At 53.4% G+C, this 18,414-nt stretch carries 17 protein-coding genes; 6 read left to right on the plus strand and 11 right to left on the minus strand.

Going from position 1 to position 18,414, the window contains the following annotated elements:
* The first annotated feature begins 23 nt into the window (after positions 1-23).
* Positions 24-518, plus strand: a complete 495-nt coding sequence (locus NDI52_RS06575; RefSeq protein ID WP_242035828.1) for a hypothetical protein — start codon at positions 24-26, stop codon at positions 516-518.
* 5 nt (positions 519-523) lie between these two features.
* Positions 524-1,015, plus strand: a complete 492-nt coding sequence (locus NDI52_RS06580; RefSeq protein ID WP_347280047.1) for an AEC family transporter — start codon at positions 524-526, stop codon at positions 1,013-1,015.
* A gap of 322 nt (positions 1,016-1,337) precedes the next feature.
* Here NDI52_RS06580 and NDI52_RS06585 read toward each other — a convergent pair whose 3' ends face one another.
* Both NDI52_RS06585 and NDI52_RS06590 read right to left on the minus strand, forming a co-directional pair.
* Positions 1,338-1,805, minus strand: a complete 468-nt coding sequence (locus tag NDI52_RS06585; RefSeq protein ID WP_190771902.1) for an anti-sigma regulatory factor — start codon at positions 1,803-1,805, stop codon at positions 1,338-1,340.
* Between the two features lie 5 nt (positions 1,806-1,810).
* Entirely contained in the window at positions 1,811-3,481 is a 1,671-nt protein-coding gene (locus NDI52_RS06590) for a SpoIIE family protein phosphatase (RefSeq protein WP_190771901.1), read from the minus strand.
* A gap of 610 nt (positions 3,482-4,091) precedes the next feature.
* Here NDI52_RS06590 and NDI52_RS06595 point away from each other — a divergent pair.
* The 4 genes from NDI52_RS06595 to NDI52_RS06610 all read left to right on the plus strand — a co-directional run bounded on the left by NDI52_RS06595 (position 4,092) and on the right by NDI52_RS06610 (position 8,289).
* The gene (locus NDI52_RS06595; RefSeq protein ID WP_190771900.1) at positions 4,092-5,009 is read left to right on the plus strand and encodes a branched-chain amino acid transaminase; all 918 of its coding nucleotides are present in this window, start codon (positions 4,092-4,094) and stop codon (positions 5,007-5,009) included.
* A gap of 335 nt (positions 5,010-5,344) precedes the next feature.
* The gene (locus NDI52_RS06600; protein WP_190771899.1) at positions 5,345-6,253 is read left to right on the plus strand and encodes an alpha/beta fold hydrolase; all 909 of its coding nucleotides are present in this window, start codon (positions 5,345-5,347) and stop codon (positions 6,251-6,253) included.
* Positions 6,250-7,302 (plus strand): EI24 domain-containing protein, encoded by a 1,053-nt coding sequence (locus tag NDI52_RS06605; protein WP_190771898.1) that lies wholly within the window; start codon positions 6,250-6,252, stop codon positions 7,300-7,302. The genes NDI52_RS06600 and NDI52_RS06605 overlap by 4 nt, the downstream gene beginning before the upstream one ends.
* Positions 7,303-7,413: 111 nt before the next feature.
* Positions 7,414-8,289 carry an alpha/beta hydrolase gene (locus NDI52_RS06610; RefSeq protein WP_190772019.1) on the plus strand — a complete coding sequence of 292 codons (876 nt, stop codon included), beginning with the start codon at positions 7,414-7,416 and terminating at the stop codon, positions 8,287-8,289.
* A gap of 14 nt (positions 8,290-8,303) precedes the next feature.
* Here NDI52_RS06610 and NDI52_RS06615 read toward each other — a convergent pair whose 3' ends face one another.
* The 9 genes from NDI52_RS06615 to NDI52_RS06655 form a co-directional block, all read right to left on the minus strand.
* Entirely contained in the window at positions 8,304-8,579 is a 276-nt protein-coding gene (locus NDI52_RS06615) for a DUF1816 domain-containing protein (protein WP_190771897.1), read from the minus strand.
* A gap of 116 nt (positions 8,580-8,695) precedes the next feature.
* Positions 8,696-10,318: a 23S rRNA (guanosine(2251)-2'-O)-methyltransferase RlmB gene (rlmB, locus tag NDI52_RS06620; RefSeq protein ID WP_190771896.1), complete on the minus strand. Its 1,623-nt coding sequence runs from the start codon at positions 10,316-10,318 to the stop codon at positions 8,696-8,698.
* A 110-nt stretch (positions 10,319-10,428) separates the two neighbouring features.
* Entirely contained in the window at positions 10,429-10,872 is a 444-nt protein-coding gene (locus tag NDI52_RS06625) for a ribonuclease III domain-containing protein (RefSeq protein WP_190771895.1), read from the minus strand.
* Positions 10,856-11,194 carry an STAS domain-containing protein gene (locus tag NDI52_RS06630; RefSeq protein WP_199307875.1) on the minus strand — a complete coding sequence of 113 codons (339 nt, stop codon included), beginning with the start codon at positions 11,192-11,194 and terminating at the stop codon, positions 10,856-10,858. Before NDI52_RS06630 ends, NDI52_RS06625 begins: the two co-directional genes overlap by 17 nt.
* A 532-nt stretch (positions 11,195-11,726) precedes the next feature.
* Complete coding sequence (gene radC / locus NDI52_RS06635; RefSeq protein ID WP_190771894.1) at positions 11,727-12,458, minus strand: DNA repair protein RadC; 732 nt, start codon at positions 12,456-12,458, stop codon at positions 11,727-11,729.
* A 750-nt stretch (positions 12,459-13,208) separates the two neighbouring features.
* Positions 13,209-14,561, minus strand: coding sequence for a mechanosensitive ion channel domain-containing protein (locus tag NDI52_RS06640; protein WP_190771893.1), 1,353 nt, complete (start codon positions 14,559-14,561; stop codon positions 13,209-13,211).
* A gap of 324 nt (positions 14,562-14,885) precedes the next feature.
* Positions 14,886-16,553, minus strand: coding sequence for a glycosyltransferase family 39 protein (locus NDI52_RS06645; protein ID WP_190771892.1), 1,668 nt, complete (start codon positions 16,551-16,553; stop codon positions 14,886-14,888).
* Between the two features lie 133 nt (positions 16,554-16,686).
* Entirely contained in the window at positions 16,687-17,571 is an 885-nt protein-coding gene (locus NDI52_RS06650; protein WP_190771891.1) for a sugar ABC transporter permease, read from the minus strand.
* Entirely contained in the window at positions 17,568-18,392 is an 825-nt protein-coding gene (locus NDI52_RS06655) for a DUF928 domain-containing protein (RefSeq protein WP_190771890.1), read from the minus strand. The genes NDI52_RS06650 and NDI52_RS06655 overlap by 4 nt, the downstream gene beginning before the upstream one ends.
* Positions 18,393-18,414: the final 22 nt, after the last annotated feature.

Below are 18,414 nucleotides of genomic sequence, written 5' to 3' on the forward strand. Positions count from 1 at the left end.
CTGTTGCTAAAACCTAACCCAGCATGACTGATACCTTGCTCCATGCCTATGTCCCTTTATTGCTATGGACAGGGTTGGGGCTACTGCTGGTTCCTTTTCTGCCAGAAGCGTTTCCCCGGCTCCTGGGGCGAGGTTTGTACTGGGTTGGGGTGCCTGTTCAAATTTTTACCCTGGCGCACCAAACCAATTTTTCGGTACGGGCAACGCTGGTTCCCGTAATCACGCTCTGGGGTCTGCTAGCTGGTTTGGCGATCGCCACCCTTACCCTCTGGGGCCTCGATTGCCGCTCAACCCTACTCACTCCCAAGGCCCCATCTACCCCAGACCAGCTCTCTAATCACCCTGAAAATCCCTGGCACCCTGCTTCTCGGCGGGGTGCCTTTTTGTTGGCGTCCATTCTGGGCAATACAGGTTTTGTGGGTTTATCGGTAGTACCCACGTTTATTGATGAGCCATATCGGGGGTGGATCGTGCTCTACAGCGTAGCCCATAACGTTCTAGGCACCTCTATGGTGTAGGGGTAGTGTTAGCAAGCTTTTATGGGCGATCGCAGGCCCAAAATTCCTGGTTGACTATTGTGCGTGATATTCTCACGGTTCCTTCACTGTGGGCTTTTGGGTTTGGGGTGCTATCCCGTCCTCTCGTATTGCCAATGGTTGTGGAGTTAGGGTTGCGGCGATCGCTCTGGGTTGTTATTCCAGCGGCTTTGCTGTTAATGGGTATTCGGTTACGGCAGATCAAGGGCTGGGCAGGGTTGAAAATGGCATTCATCCCCACGCTGATCAAAACCGTTAGTCTACCGATTGTTATTGGCTGTACCATATCGCTGCTCCACCTACCTGATCAACCGCGTTTAGCCATGGTGTTGATGGCAGGGATGCCCACTGCCTTCGCAGGTTTGATCTTGGCTGAAGAGTATGACCTGGAGCGAGAGTTAATTGCCAGCAGCATTGTGGTCAGTACGCTCATGTTACTAGCCACCCTTCCCCTTTGGCTCTGGCTCTACAGTCGTTGACAACCTGAAGGGCGCATGAGCGAGTGGCGATGGGAATCGCCCTTGCAACTACTCTTACAGCGCTTTGCGCTTTAATCAGCCACGATTGTTTTATGAGAGCTAGGCGAAGTGCCAATCTCACAAAAACAACCAGATCTGGACTTACGCATTTGTGTTGTGGGTGGGGTGCGAAGCACCCCCACCCACAACACAAATGCACTACGGATAGCGGGCTTGCATAAGTCCTGTTTAAGTGTTTGAAAAGCGCTGTAATCCAAAATTGACATCAGGAGGAGGGTGGCCGCTTAGCGGCCACCCTCCTCCTGATGTCAGGTCAGTGGTGTCAGGGTGCTTCGGTCTGGGTTGGAAGCGGGGCCGCTTCCCCCTCCTGCATTGGAAGGGTTGTCTCCAGGGTGAGGCAATTGTAGCCGTTGATTTGCAGACGATATTCGACCTTGTCCATCAAGCGGTTCAGAATTAACCAGCCATAACCTCCCTCCTGCTCCTGCCAGCTATCGGGGGAGGGGGGGAGATAGGTGCCCAGGTCGTAGCCTTTGCCGTGATCCCACACTTCCAGGTGGACATCGCGATCGCGCAATTCCAAACGAATCAAAACAGGCAGATTGGGTTTGTCTCGGTGGGCGTGGCGAACAACATTGGAATAGGCTTCCACTAGCACCAAGCGTAGGCGAGTGCATTGCTTTTGCCAATCGACCTCATGCCCGAATTCCATCTCCAGGGCACCCAGCAGCCAATTCTCCACGATGGATAGAAACTTGAGATCACTGGGTACGTGTAGTTCTGTTCTCATAAGCTTTACAAAACCTCCAGTGAAAGGATCGTTTGATCGTCTTCCTGGATAGGACTGTGGGACTGAATATAGTGCAGGACTTCAGACAAGTTGAGATCGTTCCTTTGGGAGAAAAGCTTCCAGAGGCCGCTTTGACGGAGCATTTCCTGGCTTCCAGACACGGGGTTGTCCAGGGTCGCTTCGGTTAAACCATCGCTGGCTAACAGGAGAACCTCACCCGATTTCAGGGTGAGCCGCCCGGCAGGGGCTTTCCAATGAGGCAGGATGCCGAGGGGAACACCGCGCACTTTAAGGTACGTGGGTTCAGCGATCGCCTGCTCTGCTGCCGCTATCCGCTCCCATGTGAGGGGGTAGATATGGCCGGCATTGGCATAAACCAATTCCTGGGTTTGGGGGCTGTAGCGGGCCAACACCATCGTGATGAAGCAGTTATTACTGACCAGATCATCCGATAGGGTACTGTTCAGGTTTTGCATCACACGATCCGGTTCTGGGGAGATTTCCTGGGAGAGCTCCCGCCGCAAAACCGTAATAGCGCTGGCCATAAAGAGAGCCGCAGGGACTCCCTTCCCTGATACATCCCCGACTCCAAGCCAGACATCCCCCTTCGGATGCACATACACCTCGAAGAAGTCCCCTCCCACTTCCCGTGCTGGGTGGCAACAGGCCTGAATTTGCACCTGATCTAACTTGGGAAGTTGCTGGCGTAGCAGGTTGCTTTGAATCTGGCGGGCTACTGCCAGCTCTGCTTGCATCTGCTCCGATTGTTTTTGGATGCGCTGGTGAAGCTTAGCCTGGAAAATGGCTAGGGCTGCCTGGCTGGCTACAGCTTCTAATAACTCAATGTCATCTTTTGCCCAGGGCACCTTACTGGTATGACGGTAAAGGGCCAATAGTGCCAGAGGGTGCTGCTGATAGGTGAGAGCACTGAGCAAACAGGTGTAGGACGTATCACCAAGGCGAAGCACTTGAGGATGCAAGTTGTGGGCATAGACTTCAAGCCCAACCCCTGTGCGATCAATTTGGGCGATCGCCCCCTCCTTCTCAAGGCTGTCGCTCTCATAAGCGTAGGTTCCTGATAACACCCGGTAGGTGTCAGCAGATTCCCCTATGGCATCTAGAGGATGCAGGAGACAGACATCTGCGGCCAGGGTTTGCCCCATGGTGGCTACGATGGTCTGCAACATGCTGTCGTAGTCGAGGGATTCTCGAATGGCGCTCATGACGGCGTTGAAGGCCGATTCTCGCCGTAGAGCGCGATTGAGTTCACGAATGCGTTGTTTAACGAGCCGGTAGGTTTCAGCAGCTTGTTGAACAACAGATTTCAGTTCTTCTGGATTCCAGGGTTTAGTGACATACTTAAACACCTGGCCGCTATTGATGGCATCGACCAGATCTTCTACATCGGTATAGCCTGTCAGCAGAATGCGGATAGTATCGGGAGATTGCTCAGCCACACGGCTCAGCAACTCTGTCCCATTCATTCGTGGCATCCGCTGATCTGAGATAATCACGGCCATCTCGCCCGATGATTCCAGAATTTTTAGGGCTTCCAGGGCGCTTTCTGCGCGGAAAACCTGAAAATCCCGTCGAAAGGTGCGATACAGCAAATCCAGGTTGTCGGATTCGTCATCGACGACCATCAATCGCAGCTTATTGTCATTCTCCTGAACCATTCCCCGTCTCACCTCGTCGCGTTCTGCGGACGCTGAGCCTTACGCTCGAACGCAGGTTACTGTCATCAACACCACACACTTACATCATCCAATCCATAGCCGTTGTTGGGCTGCTACAGATTGGACAGAGATACCTGATCACCTCTGAACAAAAAGTACCCTGAATAGCGGTGATGCTAACGACCGGGCCAGAAGATTTTAGCCCGCATTGGGCGGATCAGTTGACTGGAATCTCATACCATTCCTGCCTGGGAGAGCTAATTTTTATGGTGTGAAGTGCCCTAAAAATTAACTCTCCTGTGTTGCTTTAAAGCATGCTCTGGCATGCAACCCCTGTGCTTGATCGACAGGGCGATCGCGAAAAGGGAGGCGCAAAATAGGGGGATCGCTATCCATGGCAGATGAGGCAATTAATGGTCAGTCAGGACTGTATGCTTGATCAATGGTCCCGATCCTCTTAGGCTATCTAGAGTGATCTCACTCTGGGTGGATTGGCGCTTTGTTTGGGCCTTTGGCGGGTGCGTTCAGCTTTGCCGTTCCAGTGGAATGGCCCCACCATCCAACTTATTTCAACGCCGCAGACGGCTTTCTGAATCTCTCATACGGACTTATGCATACCTTCCTGCCGCTCGCCTACTTTCGAAATCAATTTGTTCCGTTTGCTGAAGCGAATATCTCCATCGCAACCCATGCGCTGCATTATGGGACGGGAGCCTTTGGCGGGCTGCGGGGTATCCCTGATCCCCAGAATCCGAATCAGGTTTTGTTATTTCGGTTGGATCGGCATAGCAAGCGTCTGAGCCAGAGTGCTCGCTTCATGCATTATGATTTGCCTGCCGATAAAATTCAGCAAGTTATTGTTGACTTCGTTCAGAAAAACCGGCCCAATAAATCCTTTTATATCCGCCCCTTTGTTTACACCTCGGATCTAGGAATTTCTCCCCGCCTGCACAATGTTGAGAAAGACTTTTTTATCTATGGTCTTGAATTGGGCGATTACCTCTCTCCTGAGGGCGTGAGCTGTCGTATTAGTTCCTGGTATCGGCAAGAAGACCGCAGCTTGCCCCTGCGCGGCAAAATTAGTGGCGCTTACATTACCTCTTCTCTGGCGAAAACGGAGGCGGTTGATGCAGGCTTTGACGAAGCTATCCTGATGAACTCCCAGGGTAAAGTCAGTGAAGCTTCGGGAATGAATATTTTCATCGTTCGTGATGGTCGCATTATTACCCCTGGGTTTGACCAGGACATCCTGGAAGGAATTACACGAGATAGTATTCTGACCGTTGCCCGAGATTTGGGTATTCCGGTCGAGGAGCGCTCTGTCGACAAGTCGGAATTGTTTGCTGCGGATGAGGTGTTCTTAAGCGGTACCGCTGCTCGCGTAACCCCTGTAAGCCGGGTGGAAAACTACACCTATGGGAGCGATCGCCCCATCACCGAAAAGCTACGGGATAAGCTGACAGCGATTACCGAGAACCGCGACCCTCAATACAAAGATTGGGTCTTTGCAATTCCCATCAACAATTAAGTAGCCCAACCTAATTCAATATTAATAATCTCTCGGGATTAGCTGAAGTGCCCTTTTTTGCATGCGCGGAACGCACGCAAAAAAGGGCATTTTGAAGTGCTGCATCTTACGCTGTACTTGAAAATGCCCTTAGCCCACCGTCAGGTTATTTGACGGGTTCTGCAAGAAGATTTTGGTAGTTGATGTGTAGGACGGGCTTTGCTGCCCCATGCCACCTGTCAAAATTCTGGAAATGAATAGTACTGACTGACAGCAAGGGGGATGAAACCTCACCTGATGAAAACCCCTGGGTGAAGAGGTTAGCATGGGAAGAGTCGAATCAGGTTTGATTGAGGATGCCACGGCGATCCCCCCCTACTCTCTGGCAGGATCAACTGGGTGTACAACGGGATTGGATCTGGCGAGGTTGGCGAGTGCGCTATACCTGTTTGCGATCGCCCAACCCCGACGGATGCCCGATTGTGTTTTTGCACGGCTTTGGAGCCGCTCTCACCCAATGGCATGCTAACCTGCTGCCACTCAGCCAACATCACACGATTTATGCTCTCGATCTCTTAGGTTTCGGTGCATCAGAAAAAGCGTCGACTGAATACCGGGTAAACCTGTGGGTGGAACAGGTGCGTGATTTCTGCGAGCAGTTTGTGGGGGAACCTGTGGTGCTGGTAGGGCACTCCTTGGGAGCACTTGTAGCCCTAAGCACTACCATTGCTGACCCTGATCTAGTGCAGCGTCTTGTGCTGGTGACGTTACCTTCCACCCGCCAGGAGATGTTGCCCAACTGGCTGCAATCCATGGTGCAATCCATCGAAACTGCTTTTGCAAATCCCTTTCTCATTAGTCTGATTTTGCGGGTTGCCCGTCGCCCTTCTTTTATCCGTTCGGCTTTGCAGAAGGTCTATGCGAATGCCCAGAACGTAACGGATGAGCTAGTTTCCAGTTTCATTATTCCAGCCCAAGAGCCGGGAGCTGAGAGAACGCTGTTGAAGCTGGTACGGGCACGAACTGCGACGGATTTTAGTGCCGATACACGAGTTCTCCTGAACAACCTGCACATTCCTGCCCTGGTACTATGGGGCGAGCAGGATCGCGTGATTCCCATTCAGTGGGGGCGGCAATTGACCGACTTTAACTCGCGGTTGAAGCTGGTGGAGCTGCCGGATTCAGGCCATTGCCCCTATGATGAGGCTGCAGAACGTGTTAACCAGGAAATTCTCCACTGGATTGAGTACGGCATAGACCCATGAATAACGGCCTGATGCGCATTCCTGCCGGGTTGCTGGCAGGAATTGTCTATCCCCTGCGGGCACTGTGGCTTCTGATTCAAACCCCTCCCCTGCGGCGATATGTCCTGATTCCCATTGCCATTAACTTTGCTTTGGGGATTACCCTTTATGCTGCCCTGATTACAGGGGGTTTGCGCCTGGTGGATGCGATCGCCCTCGACATTCCCCATTGGACCGCGCAAATTCCTGCCTGGGCCGACACCTTACCGGATTGGCACTTTACCTTTCCGGCCTGGATGACCCATGTACCCGCATGGTTTCCCCACTGGCCTGCTAGCTGGCATGTGAGCTGGCCCACCTGGCTTAACCCTTCTAACTGGTCTATTCCCTGGCCTCAATGGAGCTTCAGTTGGCGACCGGCGTTACCTAATTGGTTTGCTGAAATTCCGGATTGGTTGGCGATCGCGCTCCTCTGGGTGGTGCGCTTGGTGCTCACCCTGGTGCTGCTGCTGGTTACGGGGTTTATCCTGTTGCAGTTTGGAGTATTGCTGGGCGCTCCCTGGTACGGCAAGCTGTCTGAGGAACTGGAAAAGCGGCAGACAGGGCAGGTGACCATTGTGGAAGTTGGGGTGGCGCGGGATATTGGCCGAGCCATTCTGTATGAATTGAAGAAGCTGGTGCTGAGCCTGGGAGTGGGGGTGCCGCTGTTTGTGTTGGGGTTTGTTCCATTGGTAGCGGCGATCGCTACGCCCCTGAGTATTGCTCTTGCTGGCACCATTGTTTGTCTTGATTTTCTAGACTCTGCTTTAGAGCGTCGCCGTCTCCGGTTTCGGGAGAAGTTGGGCGTATTTATACGCACACTGCCTGCCAGCGCAAGTTTTGGGCTGGTGTGTTTGGTGTTGGTGAGTGTACCACTAGTGAACTTGCTCGCAATCCCCGTTTGTGTGACAGCAGGGACGCTATTTTTCTGTGACTGGGTTTATCCCTGGATGAAGGAACGGGATTTAGCGATTGTGGATAAATCTGCTGCCGCGCTATCTGAATCTGCTGTGGAACAGAATTTAGATTAGGGCAAATTTGCTGAGGTAACGCGAAGCATTCGGGGAAAGTAGGAAAACGGCGAGAGATTCTGAACCCAATGCTACGCCCCGATGATTGTTCAACGTTATTTCCTGGAGCCTATGTCTGGTTTGATTTCTAATGCGTCTTCTCAGTCAGCCTATCCCTTGCATGTGTTGGCGCAAGGGGAAGGGTATCCTGTGTTGTGCTTGCATGGGCACCCAGGGTGCGGACGGAGCATGTCGGTGTTTACCCAACACTTGTCCCGCCGCTTTCGGACTCTGGCCCCTGATTTACGGGGATATGGGCAGAGCCAGACCCAGGAAGATTTTGTTATGGAAGATCATCTGGCAGATCTGGAGGCCCTGCTAGACCGGCAGAATATCTCTCGCTGTCTGGTGTTGGGCTGGTCGCTAGGAGGGATTTTAGCGATGGAGCTGGCACTCCGGCAGCCAGAGCGTATCAGTGGGCTAGTTCTGGTGGCAACAGCGGCGTACCCTCGAGGCAGCCATCCACCGATTTCCTGGCAAGACAATCTGTTCACCGGGGTGGCCGCCCTGGTGAATTGGGCGAATCCCGGTTGGGATTGGAACATTGAGATGTTTGGCAAGCGATCGCTCTTTCGCTACCTGATTAATCAGCACACCCCAGAAACCTACCAATACCTGGCTCAGGATGCGGTGTATGCCTATCAAAAAACATCCCCCCAGGCAAACCGAGCCCTCAACACAGCTTTGCGTCAGCGCTACAACCGCCAGGCAGAGTTAGAAAAAATTCAGGTGCCCTGTTTAGTCATGGCAGGGGAGGGCGATCGCCACATTACGGCTGCGTCCAGCTATGAAACCGCTCAACATTTAACTCAAAGTGAGTGGCATTGTTACCCCAATACCGCTCACCTTTTTCCATGGGAAATTCCACACCTGGTTCTTAGAGACTTAGATCAATGGCTGGAGCGACATCCCGAAGCCATTGAGGGGTTAGAATCGGTCGATCGATAACGCAACTATGGGAGCTAACGGCTAAATAGTGGCGTTGTTGAACGACCGCTGAGCTCGGGAGCTTCATCCGAAACAGTCAGTTTTCTGGGTTTGCACCGCTTAATAGCAACCTTAATTCCCTGGGCTCCCTCTTGTACAAGGTCATCCACATACCCTTGCTTGGAAGCATTTGCCTCCTCAGAGCTGGCGAACGGTCCAAAGTAGTAGGTGCAGCGAGGTGACTCTGTGATCACTTCCACCCACCAGGCAAGCCCCAATGTATGCAGGATGTTAGTCCAAATCTCACTCATAATTTCTTGGCCGCTTCCAGGATAAACAGGTTTTAGTCGGTTTTAATCGGGTGATAGGAGTAATAACACCCTCAAATTAACGGGTTTAAACGAAAGATTCAAGGCTCTCAAGTAGGCTATCTGACTGGATTTTGGGGATCAAGAGTCCAGCTTTGTGATCCCCGTTGGCGATAAACTTCGTAAAGTACCATCCCTGTTGCGACAGATGCATTAAGACTGGATGTCTTGCCTTTTAGGGGGATCGCAACCAGTGCATCGCAAGATTTTTGGATTAACATTCCCAATCCTTCACCTTCCGAGCCAACGACCAGGGCGACGGGACCTTTCAGGTCAGTGTTTTGGATAGTCTGGGGAGCCTGGGCATCGGTACCATAGACCCAGAAACCTGCTTCTTTGAGTTCGTCCAGAGCCCGGCTGAGGTTAACGACTCGCGATACGGGGAAGTTTTCCATGGCTCCCGCTGCGACTTTCATGACAGTCGAGGTGATGCCAGCAGAACGCCGTTGGGGAATTACGAGCCCCTGTGCTCCCATAGCCTCTGCTGTCCGAATAATGGCTCCCAAATTGTGCGGATCGGTAATGCCATCCGCAACCAGAATCACGGGGTATTCGGTTGCTGCTTTGGCCTGCTCAATTAGAACGGAGAGTTCCAAATAGTCGTAGGGGGCGACCTGGGCGGCGATGCCCTGGTGGGTTGCACCCTGGGTGAGCTGGCTCAAACGACGAGCTTCTACTTCGTCGATAACGGTGCCGTTTGCTTTGGCCTGATTGAGTAGGCTGTGGAAACGGTGGTCATAGCGCAGGTGGGGCAAGAGCCAGATGCGGTTGATTTGACGCTCGCTCTCTAACAAGGCCTGCACTGTGTGCCGACCATAGACCAAATCAGGGTTTTCTTCTGTCTCGCTGCGCTCGGTTGTGGCGATCGCAGCGGTACCCCGGCGGGCCTGAGAGTGAGATTCTGCATGAGAATCTTGACGACGGAAGTTACGCGTATCACCAGACCCTTCACGTTTAAAGTCACGTGTCTTCGCGAAACGCTCCTCCCGCTGAGCATCCCGTGGCCCATGAGAACGTTCCTCACGGTGAGAATCCTTGCCACTGAAACGCTCCTCGCGGCTAAAGTCGCGCGGCTTGCTGAAACGCTCCTCGCGGCGAGAATCCTTGCTGCTAAAACGCTCCTCACGGTGAGAATCCTTGCCACTGGAACGTTCTTCGCGGTCAAAGTCGCGTGGCTTGCTGAAACGCTCCTCGCGGCGGAAATCCTTCTTTGGGCCACTCGGACGATTGTCGCGGTGGAAGTCTTTCTTAGGACGATCCTCATAACGAGGTTCACGCGCCTCGTAGGGGCGTTCTTCTCGCTGGAAATTCTCATTGCCACGATCGTCCCGACGATACTCCTTCTGGTTCTCTGGGCGGGCATCGCGGCGGAAGTCCCCCCGGTTATCCGGGCGAGGTTTGGGCCGATATTCCCCGCGGTTATCCGGGCGAGAATCACGACGACCTTCGGGTTTACCGTCGCGATCGGGGCGTCCTTCTCGCTTCGGGCGGGGTTTGTCAGAGTAGCCGCCTTCTCCGGGGCGGCGAAAGTCGCGTGAGGAGGGCGATCGCTTGCCACCTCCCCGGCTATAGCCTTCCCCCTCTGCGTCAGGGCGCCGGGGGCCAGCCTTAGTCCCGGGCCGAGACGGTTTGCTATAACCGTCTTGCTTACCCCGGTTAAATTTCCGATCATTTGCTGCCATAGATTTCCCCCGGCCTGTTCAGGCCCGCACAGTGAATTGCACAATAAAAATTTCGCCGGCTTCCAGCCTAGCACCTTGAAATTGATCCCCCTTCCTCCAGCTGGGCAAGTTTACAAATCTGCCGAACTGGAGGGGGAAGCCTCGTCGAATTGCATCTGTTCTCGCAGCGCCATCAGCAATTCATCCAGGCGGGGAGCATCGGATAAATACAGATAGCCCAGTAGCGTCTCCAGGGCTGTTGCTTCCTGGTAAGTGCCCGGATCAAGCCGCTTAGGGCCTCTAGGAGACGCATTACGCCCCCAGCGAAGAATTTCTAGTTCACTGGGGGTTAGCTGGGGTAATAAAACCTTGAGAGATTGAGCCTGGCTTTCGGCTCGCACTTGCCGCACAACTTGAGCGTGGTAAGCCTGCAAGCGGCGGGGTGGCAATAGGCAGGATGTGCGTACAAAGAGTTCGTACACAGCATCGCCTAGATGCGCCAATACCCCCGGTGATAACCGGCGTAAATCATCCGGGGTAATGGCAGGTGTCAGGCAGCTAAGACTGCTTGACATTTTGAATGGCGACCTCAACTGAGGGTTGCAGCGAAAGGAACTGTTCTAATCGCACCAGCTTGACCGTCTGGGTGACCCGGGGGTTGGTGACGATTTGAATCATGCCTCCGGCACTCTGAGCTTTTTTGGCAACCTGAACTAGAGCTCCGAGACCGGAACTGTCGATAAAGTCAATTTGAGACAAATCGAGGATCAGATTTGCTGGGCCATCTTCGACGCATTTGTCCATGACTTTGCGGAAGGTGGGCTCAGAAAATGCGTCGAGTAAACCGGCAAGGCGGAAGAGCTGCAGGTTTTCTCGCACCTCGCGGTTGCCTCTCAAACTAACCGTTAGAGATAACGTTTCAGGGATAATTGCCTCCTGCCGTTTCGTTGGCGTTGAGCACTAATTTCGAGGCTTTAGTATAAGGCAGGATGCTATCACCTGCAACGTGGTAAAGGCTTTTTTTCGAATGTCTTTCAAAATGTCGATTTTTTGGTTTCTGTAGGGGCAGAGAAAGTAGAGGAGTAGGTGTTCTTTCTTCCTCGTGTCTGAGTACAGGGTCAGATAGAGTTTTAGGGAGGAGGGGCATTTCGTGCTTCTTTCTCCCTAAAACTCTATCCGGCTATGCTGGCGGGCGTTAGTACAGAACTTTTCCGTTGCCGAAAGATATGAGATGGGATATGGAGCTGTAGTCACATATCCCATCTCATAGCTCTATTTAACCTGAGTTCGGGTTAAGGGCTTTTTCGAGGGGCACGCAAAGCGTGCCCCTCGAAAAAGCTCACTTTGTCGTGCGTTCTGCGCACGGCAAGTGGACTCTTGGACTTATCCCGAGTTGAGATTGATTACGGTTATTCAACCGGATTGGACATTAGGCTCCCTGGGGGCATTCTTCCCAGAGGGTGGTTTTTTGACGGAGGCTGGCGAAGTCTCCGTTTCCTAGAATGAGGTGATCGAGGAGGGGAATGTCTAGCAGGCGTGCTCCCTGGAGCAGTTGCCGGGTGAGGGCAATGTCTTCGGCGCTGGGATCGGTGCTGCCGGAGGGGTGGTTGTGGGCCACGATGACTCGCGTGGCTCCCTGACGGATGACTTCACGGAAAATTTCGCGGGGGTGAGCCAGGGTTTCGGTGGCGGTGCCGATGCTGATGATGTGGCTACCGAGGTGACGGTGTTTGATGTCGAGGAGGAGAACGGCAAATTTTTCCTGAGTTTGCCACATCAGGTCGTGGCTCAGGAGGGCGGCGGCGATCGCCGGGTCATCCACAATGGGGCGATCGCTTGGCCGTGACTGAAATACCCGCTTGCCTAACTCCACGGCTGCAATGATGGTGCATGCCTTTGCATCTCCAACCCCAGGGATTTGCGTCAACTCATGGATGCTGACGGTGCGCATGACAGTCATGGGCTCTCGCTGGCTACTGCCCAACACCTGCAAAATATGTTGCCCTAAACCGACGGCGGAAAGCTTCCCGGGTCCTTGTCCGGTACCCAGGAGAATAGCTAGTAGTTCTGCTGTTGATAGGTGGCGTGCCCCCGATTCCTTCAATCGTTCACGGGGGCGCTCGGTGAGGGGTAAATCCGCCACCCGCAAGCTATAGGTCATAGAAACACCCAATAGAAAAATCTGTAGGGGTTCAGGGTTAGGTGTAGGTATGCCACGTACTCCCAATCCTGAAGTCCTGTTCTCTCTTACTAAGCCATTTTCTCAAGGGAATCGAGACCGTGTTTTTGGGGAAGATCTATCAGCCAAATACTTGTGTACGGAGAATGGCTACGGAGCTACCGAGATGTTTCTAAACTCGCCACCATAGGCCTTCTACCGTTGAGTGGCTCATTCTCAAATCCATCTTTTCCGCTGAGTTGAATCGGGTACGGGGTAGTTTTGGGGATGTAAATGGGGATAGACCTTGGCAGGCAGGAGAGCCTGAAACTCAACTGGGACATTTTGAAGGGATTCACAAGTGGGGCCAGTGAGCTGGCTGGGTTTTGGGGCTACTTCACAAGTGACGGTTTTATAGAGGTTTGCGTAGAAGTGGACAATGGCCAGATGGAAAGGGGGTAGATTCAGCATAGATTGGGGGCGAAAAGTAGAGCACCAACATCTTCAGTATTAGGGCAATTGAGGGTTCTCTCAGTGATTCTACGGGGGGGTGAATATGTCTGCGATCGCCATCCAATTGTGACCGCGATCACAGGTTGGACTAGCCCCAGGGTATGCAAGTACGCCCAGTACACAAGGGATAGGGTATGAGGTGTCTTACACCCCATACCCTATCCCTTGTGTATAGAACCAATTCGCACATCGCTATAAAACGATGGTCAGAAGGGTGTAACCAAACCGGTTTGCGAAAAATTAGGAGTCCGTCGGTGTATCAGCCGTGGATTTTGTGACGGGTGATGTCTGCCCTGCCATCTGTTGCAGCGCGTCAACCACGCCATCGGGTAGGGTGACGGGTAGGGTGCCTCGTACATTCAAATCCCGTTGAGGAAATGGAATTTCAATGCCGTTTTGGCGTAGGAGGCGTTCAATACGAAAGTTGAGATCGCTTTTGAGAACAGCTTGCAGACTGGGTTCTCGGGTCCAGACAAGGAGCTCAAAATTAAGGCTATTCTCCCCAAATTCTGTGAACATCACCGTTGGCTTGGGGTGGCTGAGGATATGGGGATGGTTCTGAGTTGCTTCCAAGAGTAGGCCTCGGATTTGCTCAGTATCAGAACCGTAGGCGACTCCTACCGGAACATGCAGTCGTGATAGGGGATTGTCATGACTCCAATTGATTACCTCATGCTCAAGAAAGCGAGAGTTGGGCATGATAATCGACACCTGATCCAGGGTACGGATGAGGGTACTGCGGGCTCCGATGCGCTCAATGGTACCGATGCACTCGCCAATTTCGACAAAGTCGCCCACTTGAATAGGGCGCTCAAACACCAGGACCAGACCGCTGCCAAAATTCTTGGCGATATCCTGTAGACCAAAACCAACGCCGACGCTCAAGGCACTGGCCAGAATTGCCAGGGAGCTAATATCTAGCCCCCAAACTTGTAGCAAGACCATGACGCCGATGACGATCAGGATATAGCGAAAAATGACGGCGATCGCTTCCTGCATCCCTCGATTGATCCGGGCCAGGGAGAGGATCCGACGCTTGAACATTTCTGCTACGGTCTTAGACATCGCGATCAGGGCCAGAATCATGACCACCAGCAGGATGATGTCTTTGAGGGAATACTGGCTGCGGCCGAGGGAGAGAATGGGGGCGGTGAAACTGCTAACCAGGGCCCAGAGAACGCGATCGCTCCAAACACGCGTAATCGGAAACAACTGGGTTAGGGCCAGGCCAACCCCGACCCACAGCACAGTTCGACTGCCCAGTAACAGAGTGCGATACAGTGTCTCTGCGGACAAAATGCGGGATTCTGGAGCTCCTTCGGGCTGCGGAATCGTCGTTTGTAGAAACGGTAGCCAGGAACGGCGAGCTAACCGCCCTAAGGTCAGATGCAGGATGATCGCCAGGGCCAGGATGCTGCCCATTGCAACGACAGCCCACTCCCCAGTGGTTAGATTGGTCAGGATGGTAGTCTGGGCAATTCCTGTTGAGAGGGTGAAGCCAAACGCCGGGCTTCCCAGCACCAGCAGTATCAATAGGGGAAATATTACTCCTACAATCCCCAGGCGCCTCAGCCCAACTAAGCATCGAACCATTACATAACCCCTTTATAGTCTTTCGAAATGACAGGAACTGAATGCCTTCAGTGTATTGCCCTATTTCCATCCCCTATTCTGGCCTGACAGGTCGTGTTGCAAAAATGTGGTTGGTTGTTGTGAGAGGGGCGCTTATTGCTATCGCCCGGTGAGTTAGGACATCACGATTGAAGGCATTGCCTTCAATCGTGATGTCCTAACTCACCGGGCCAAGGTTACAGTTCTTCTCTCACAACAACCAACCACACGTCTAAAACAGCACCTCCTGGCAGCATGAGCTGTGGCTCGATCGGTTAGCCAGTGGGGTGAGTAGCTCTTCACCCGCTACTGAGCTTGACTGTTGCCGTGATGAACCAGTGTCCAACCTTCAGCTGTGCCAAGCACAGTAGGACGTGGTGAAGGACGCCATTGTTTCAGGGTATTGCGATTTAGCAGCAGGTAAACCTGAGGTTCGGATTGCCAAAGTTGTTGCAGGCGTTTGCGGTTGGCAGGAATGACCTGGCGATCGCTATAAAAATCCAACGAGGGTCGGTGATAGGAGGCCGACATATGGACTCGTTCCCCAGGGGGTGTGTTGTTCTGAATCAGAGTGGCTACGGGCTTGACCGGATAGTCTTCTGCTAGTTCCCAAACCCAGTGGGAGGAGCCCATCAGTAAGAGCAGGGTCAAGAATGTTCCCCAGGCCAAAATAGCCATAAATCGAGGGCTGCGGCGAGCCAGAAGAATGGCTGTCGAAAACAGGGTGCCCGCCAGAACCAGACACATCCAACCTACATTTGGCTGTGGCAGAATCTGCCAAAATCCCAGGTAGAGGCCAGCGCCGAGGCTGAGTGCAGCCAGACCCATAAACACCCAAAACCAACTCCAGCTGTAATGACCCAGAAAATATTGCCGCTCGTTAATGTGTCGCCCGTTCTCCCACATGTCAGCCAGGTGGGAAGCGATCGCCAGGGCCAATGCTGGATACAGCGGCAGGATATACCAGGGCAGTTTTGTTCCCATTAAGGAGATCGTGACAAAATAAACTCCAGCCCATACCAATACCAGCTTGGCCCAACCCAAATCCCGGTTCTGCCATGCTTTTTGCAAACTAATGGGCAGAAAAACCAGCCAGGGTAAGCCGTATTTCAATAGCTCTAGCAGGTAATACCAGGGTGGGCCGCTGTTATCTTCCACGCTATCCCAGACGCGACTGAGGGACTGATTGACCAGGTTGCGCCCCAAAAAATCAGTGCCATAGTGCCACACTTGCGCCCCATACCACAGTGCGACGGGCAGACCCCCCAAAGCTAAACCTAGCCACAGATACCGCTGCCGTAGTAATCGGGGCGTATCCCAGGCCAGGAATAGAAGGGCGATCGCCCCCAACAGAATCCCCAGCAGCACTCCCTTCGTTAAGCTGATGAGCCCAAAACCAATGCCAATACCCAGCGAATAGCGAATGTCTCGGCGCGATCGCACCGTACACCACAGCATCACCAGCAAGAAACACAGCACCGCTCCATCTAACATGGCCAGGCGACCTAACCGCATGACGGGCAGGCTGGTGAGATAGACCAGCGCAGCCATCAATGCTGCCGATCGCCGTCGAAAGACTTCCCGGCCCAGAGCGTAGAGGACGGGTACGGATACTGCGGTTAGTAAAGCACCGGGGAGCCGGGCTGTGAATTCGTTGATGCCACCTAATTGGAAGGCGATCGCCATCAGGTTATGGATCAACGGCGGCTTGTTGACGTAGGGCTCGCCACCCAGAGTCGGAAAAAGCCAGGTCAGGGATTGAGACGCTTCATCGGCCGGAGATTGCCAGGTAGATCGCCAAATTTCTCGGGCGACCTGAGCAACGGTGCCCTCGTCCCAATCTCGCAGAGCTAACCCACCTAAGTTGAAAGTGAATGCGACGAGTGCCGCTCCCAGTAGCGCCAGGGCGATGTAGTGATCCAGCCCAAAGCCCCGATCAGACAAAATATGATTGAGTTTCCCAATGCGTCGCATTCCGCCATTTTATAGCGATGCCCACATCTTGGCCTATCAAAAAGGGTGTTACTGAATAGGGGATGAAATGGGATCTGGAACCACAGTTCCAAATCCCATTTCATCCCCTATTCAGCACTACCAAAAACGGTTCTCATCCCTCGTCCTGTGTCACACGCAACTGAATGTAAACCAGCACCAGGGCCACCAGCAGCAGCACTGTTGCCGCCGCTGCGGCATAGCCAAAGTCGAACTGACCAAAGGCTTCCTGGTAGATGTAAAACACGAGCAGGTTGGTGGAATTGAGAGGGCCACCCCCCGTCATCACATAGGGTTGCTCAAAGCTTCGCAATGTGAAAATACCTGTGGTGACAGCGGCGAAAATGAGCGTAGGCCGCAGGCCAGGTAGGGTAATGTGCCAGAACTGTTGCCAGGGCCCTGCCCCATCCAACTCTGCCGCTTCGTAACGGTTTTGGGGAATCGTCTGTAACCCGGCCAGAAAAACTACCAGATTAAAGCCGATTTGCTTCCAGAAACTCAGCAAAATCAGCACCGGCATAGCCCATGTAGTGCTGCCTAGCCAGGGAATGGGGACGATACCCAGGGGTTCCAGCAGGTTATTGACCGGACCATCTGTCTGAAACAGCCAGCGAAACCCCAACCCGACGGCCACCAGGGAGGTGATCGAGGGAATAAAATAGGCCGTTCGTAACAAATCTCGCAAAGCTACTGAGCGGTTTAGCAACACGGCCAGGCCCAGAGGAATGACCAGACTGGGAATGACTGTTGCAAGGGTGAAGTAAATCGTGTTGCCCAAAACCTGCCAAAAATCGGGGTTTAACACCAACCGTAGATAGTTCTGGCCTCCCACCCAGTGCACCCCTTCGCGGGTGAAGCTGCCTTGGGTGAAGCTGAGGTAGGTCAGGTATCCAATGGGATACACCACAAAGACCCCCAGCAACACCAGGGCCGGTAGCAGAAACAACCAGGCTTCTACCGTTTCACTGTGTTCGGCTTGCTGGGGGCGTTTTGATGTCATTGGGGCGCAGGCTCTGAGGGGGGCGGAGGGGCCAGGGGAGCATCAGCTGCGGTATCCAGGTTAACGGAGTCAAGCAGGTTTTCCCACTCTGCCTGGAGGCTCGTATCGGCTGGGTTTTCGTAGCGCAACTGGGCCAGGGAGGAGAGGGTTTCGTACCAATAGCCTGCGTCGGCATAGAGAGCCGGGCGATCGCGCGGAAGTGCTTGTTGTAGCTGCTCAACCAGGGCGGTGTCGGGCGTTACCCGTTGTACCAAGCCCTCCACAAAGGCATTGCGCGAGCGATCGTCTTCATTGCACAACACCTCTAATGTCCAGTAGTAGGTGTCTCCTGGCTCCAAAACGATTTCCTCAGGCAGCGTCAGGGCGACCACCCCGGCTTGCTCAGGTAATGTTACGGTTTTTTCGGTCAAAAGCTCAGTCTGATCGTCGCTCCATAGAGTAAATTCCCCTTTCTGTACGCCCATCGCAGGGACGTAAACAAAAAATGTCGGGCGGTCTTCAAGGGTGTTCATCAGGCCAATGGCCTGGGTTTCCAACTCCTGGCTACCAGTTTCGTTAGCTGGAACCGGAAGAAGCGCCATCGGACGCTGAGCATCCTGAGGGTTAGAGAAACACGCATCCCCTCGGGCAAACCCCCCAATGCGGCTGGGGGAAGAACGAACATTACGCACTGAGAAGTTGAGACGCTGAGCGACGCGTCTGGAAGAAGCGGCCGCAGGAGATACTTGGGTTGAGGGGAAGGACGATTCTCGGTGGGATAGCACCGAACGCCCAGCTGTGGTAGTAGCCCCAAGGGCGATGTTAGGGAATACTGTCAACATTCCCGTTACCAGGCAGAATCCA

It is taken from the genome of Leptolyngbya sp. PL-A3 (assembly GCF_039962325.1).
Taxonomy (GTDB): domain Bacteria; phylum Cyanobacteriota; class Cyanobacteriia; order Elainellales; family Elainellaceae; genus Vacuolonema.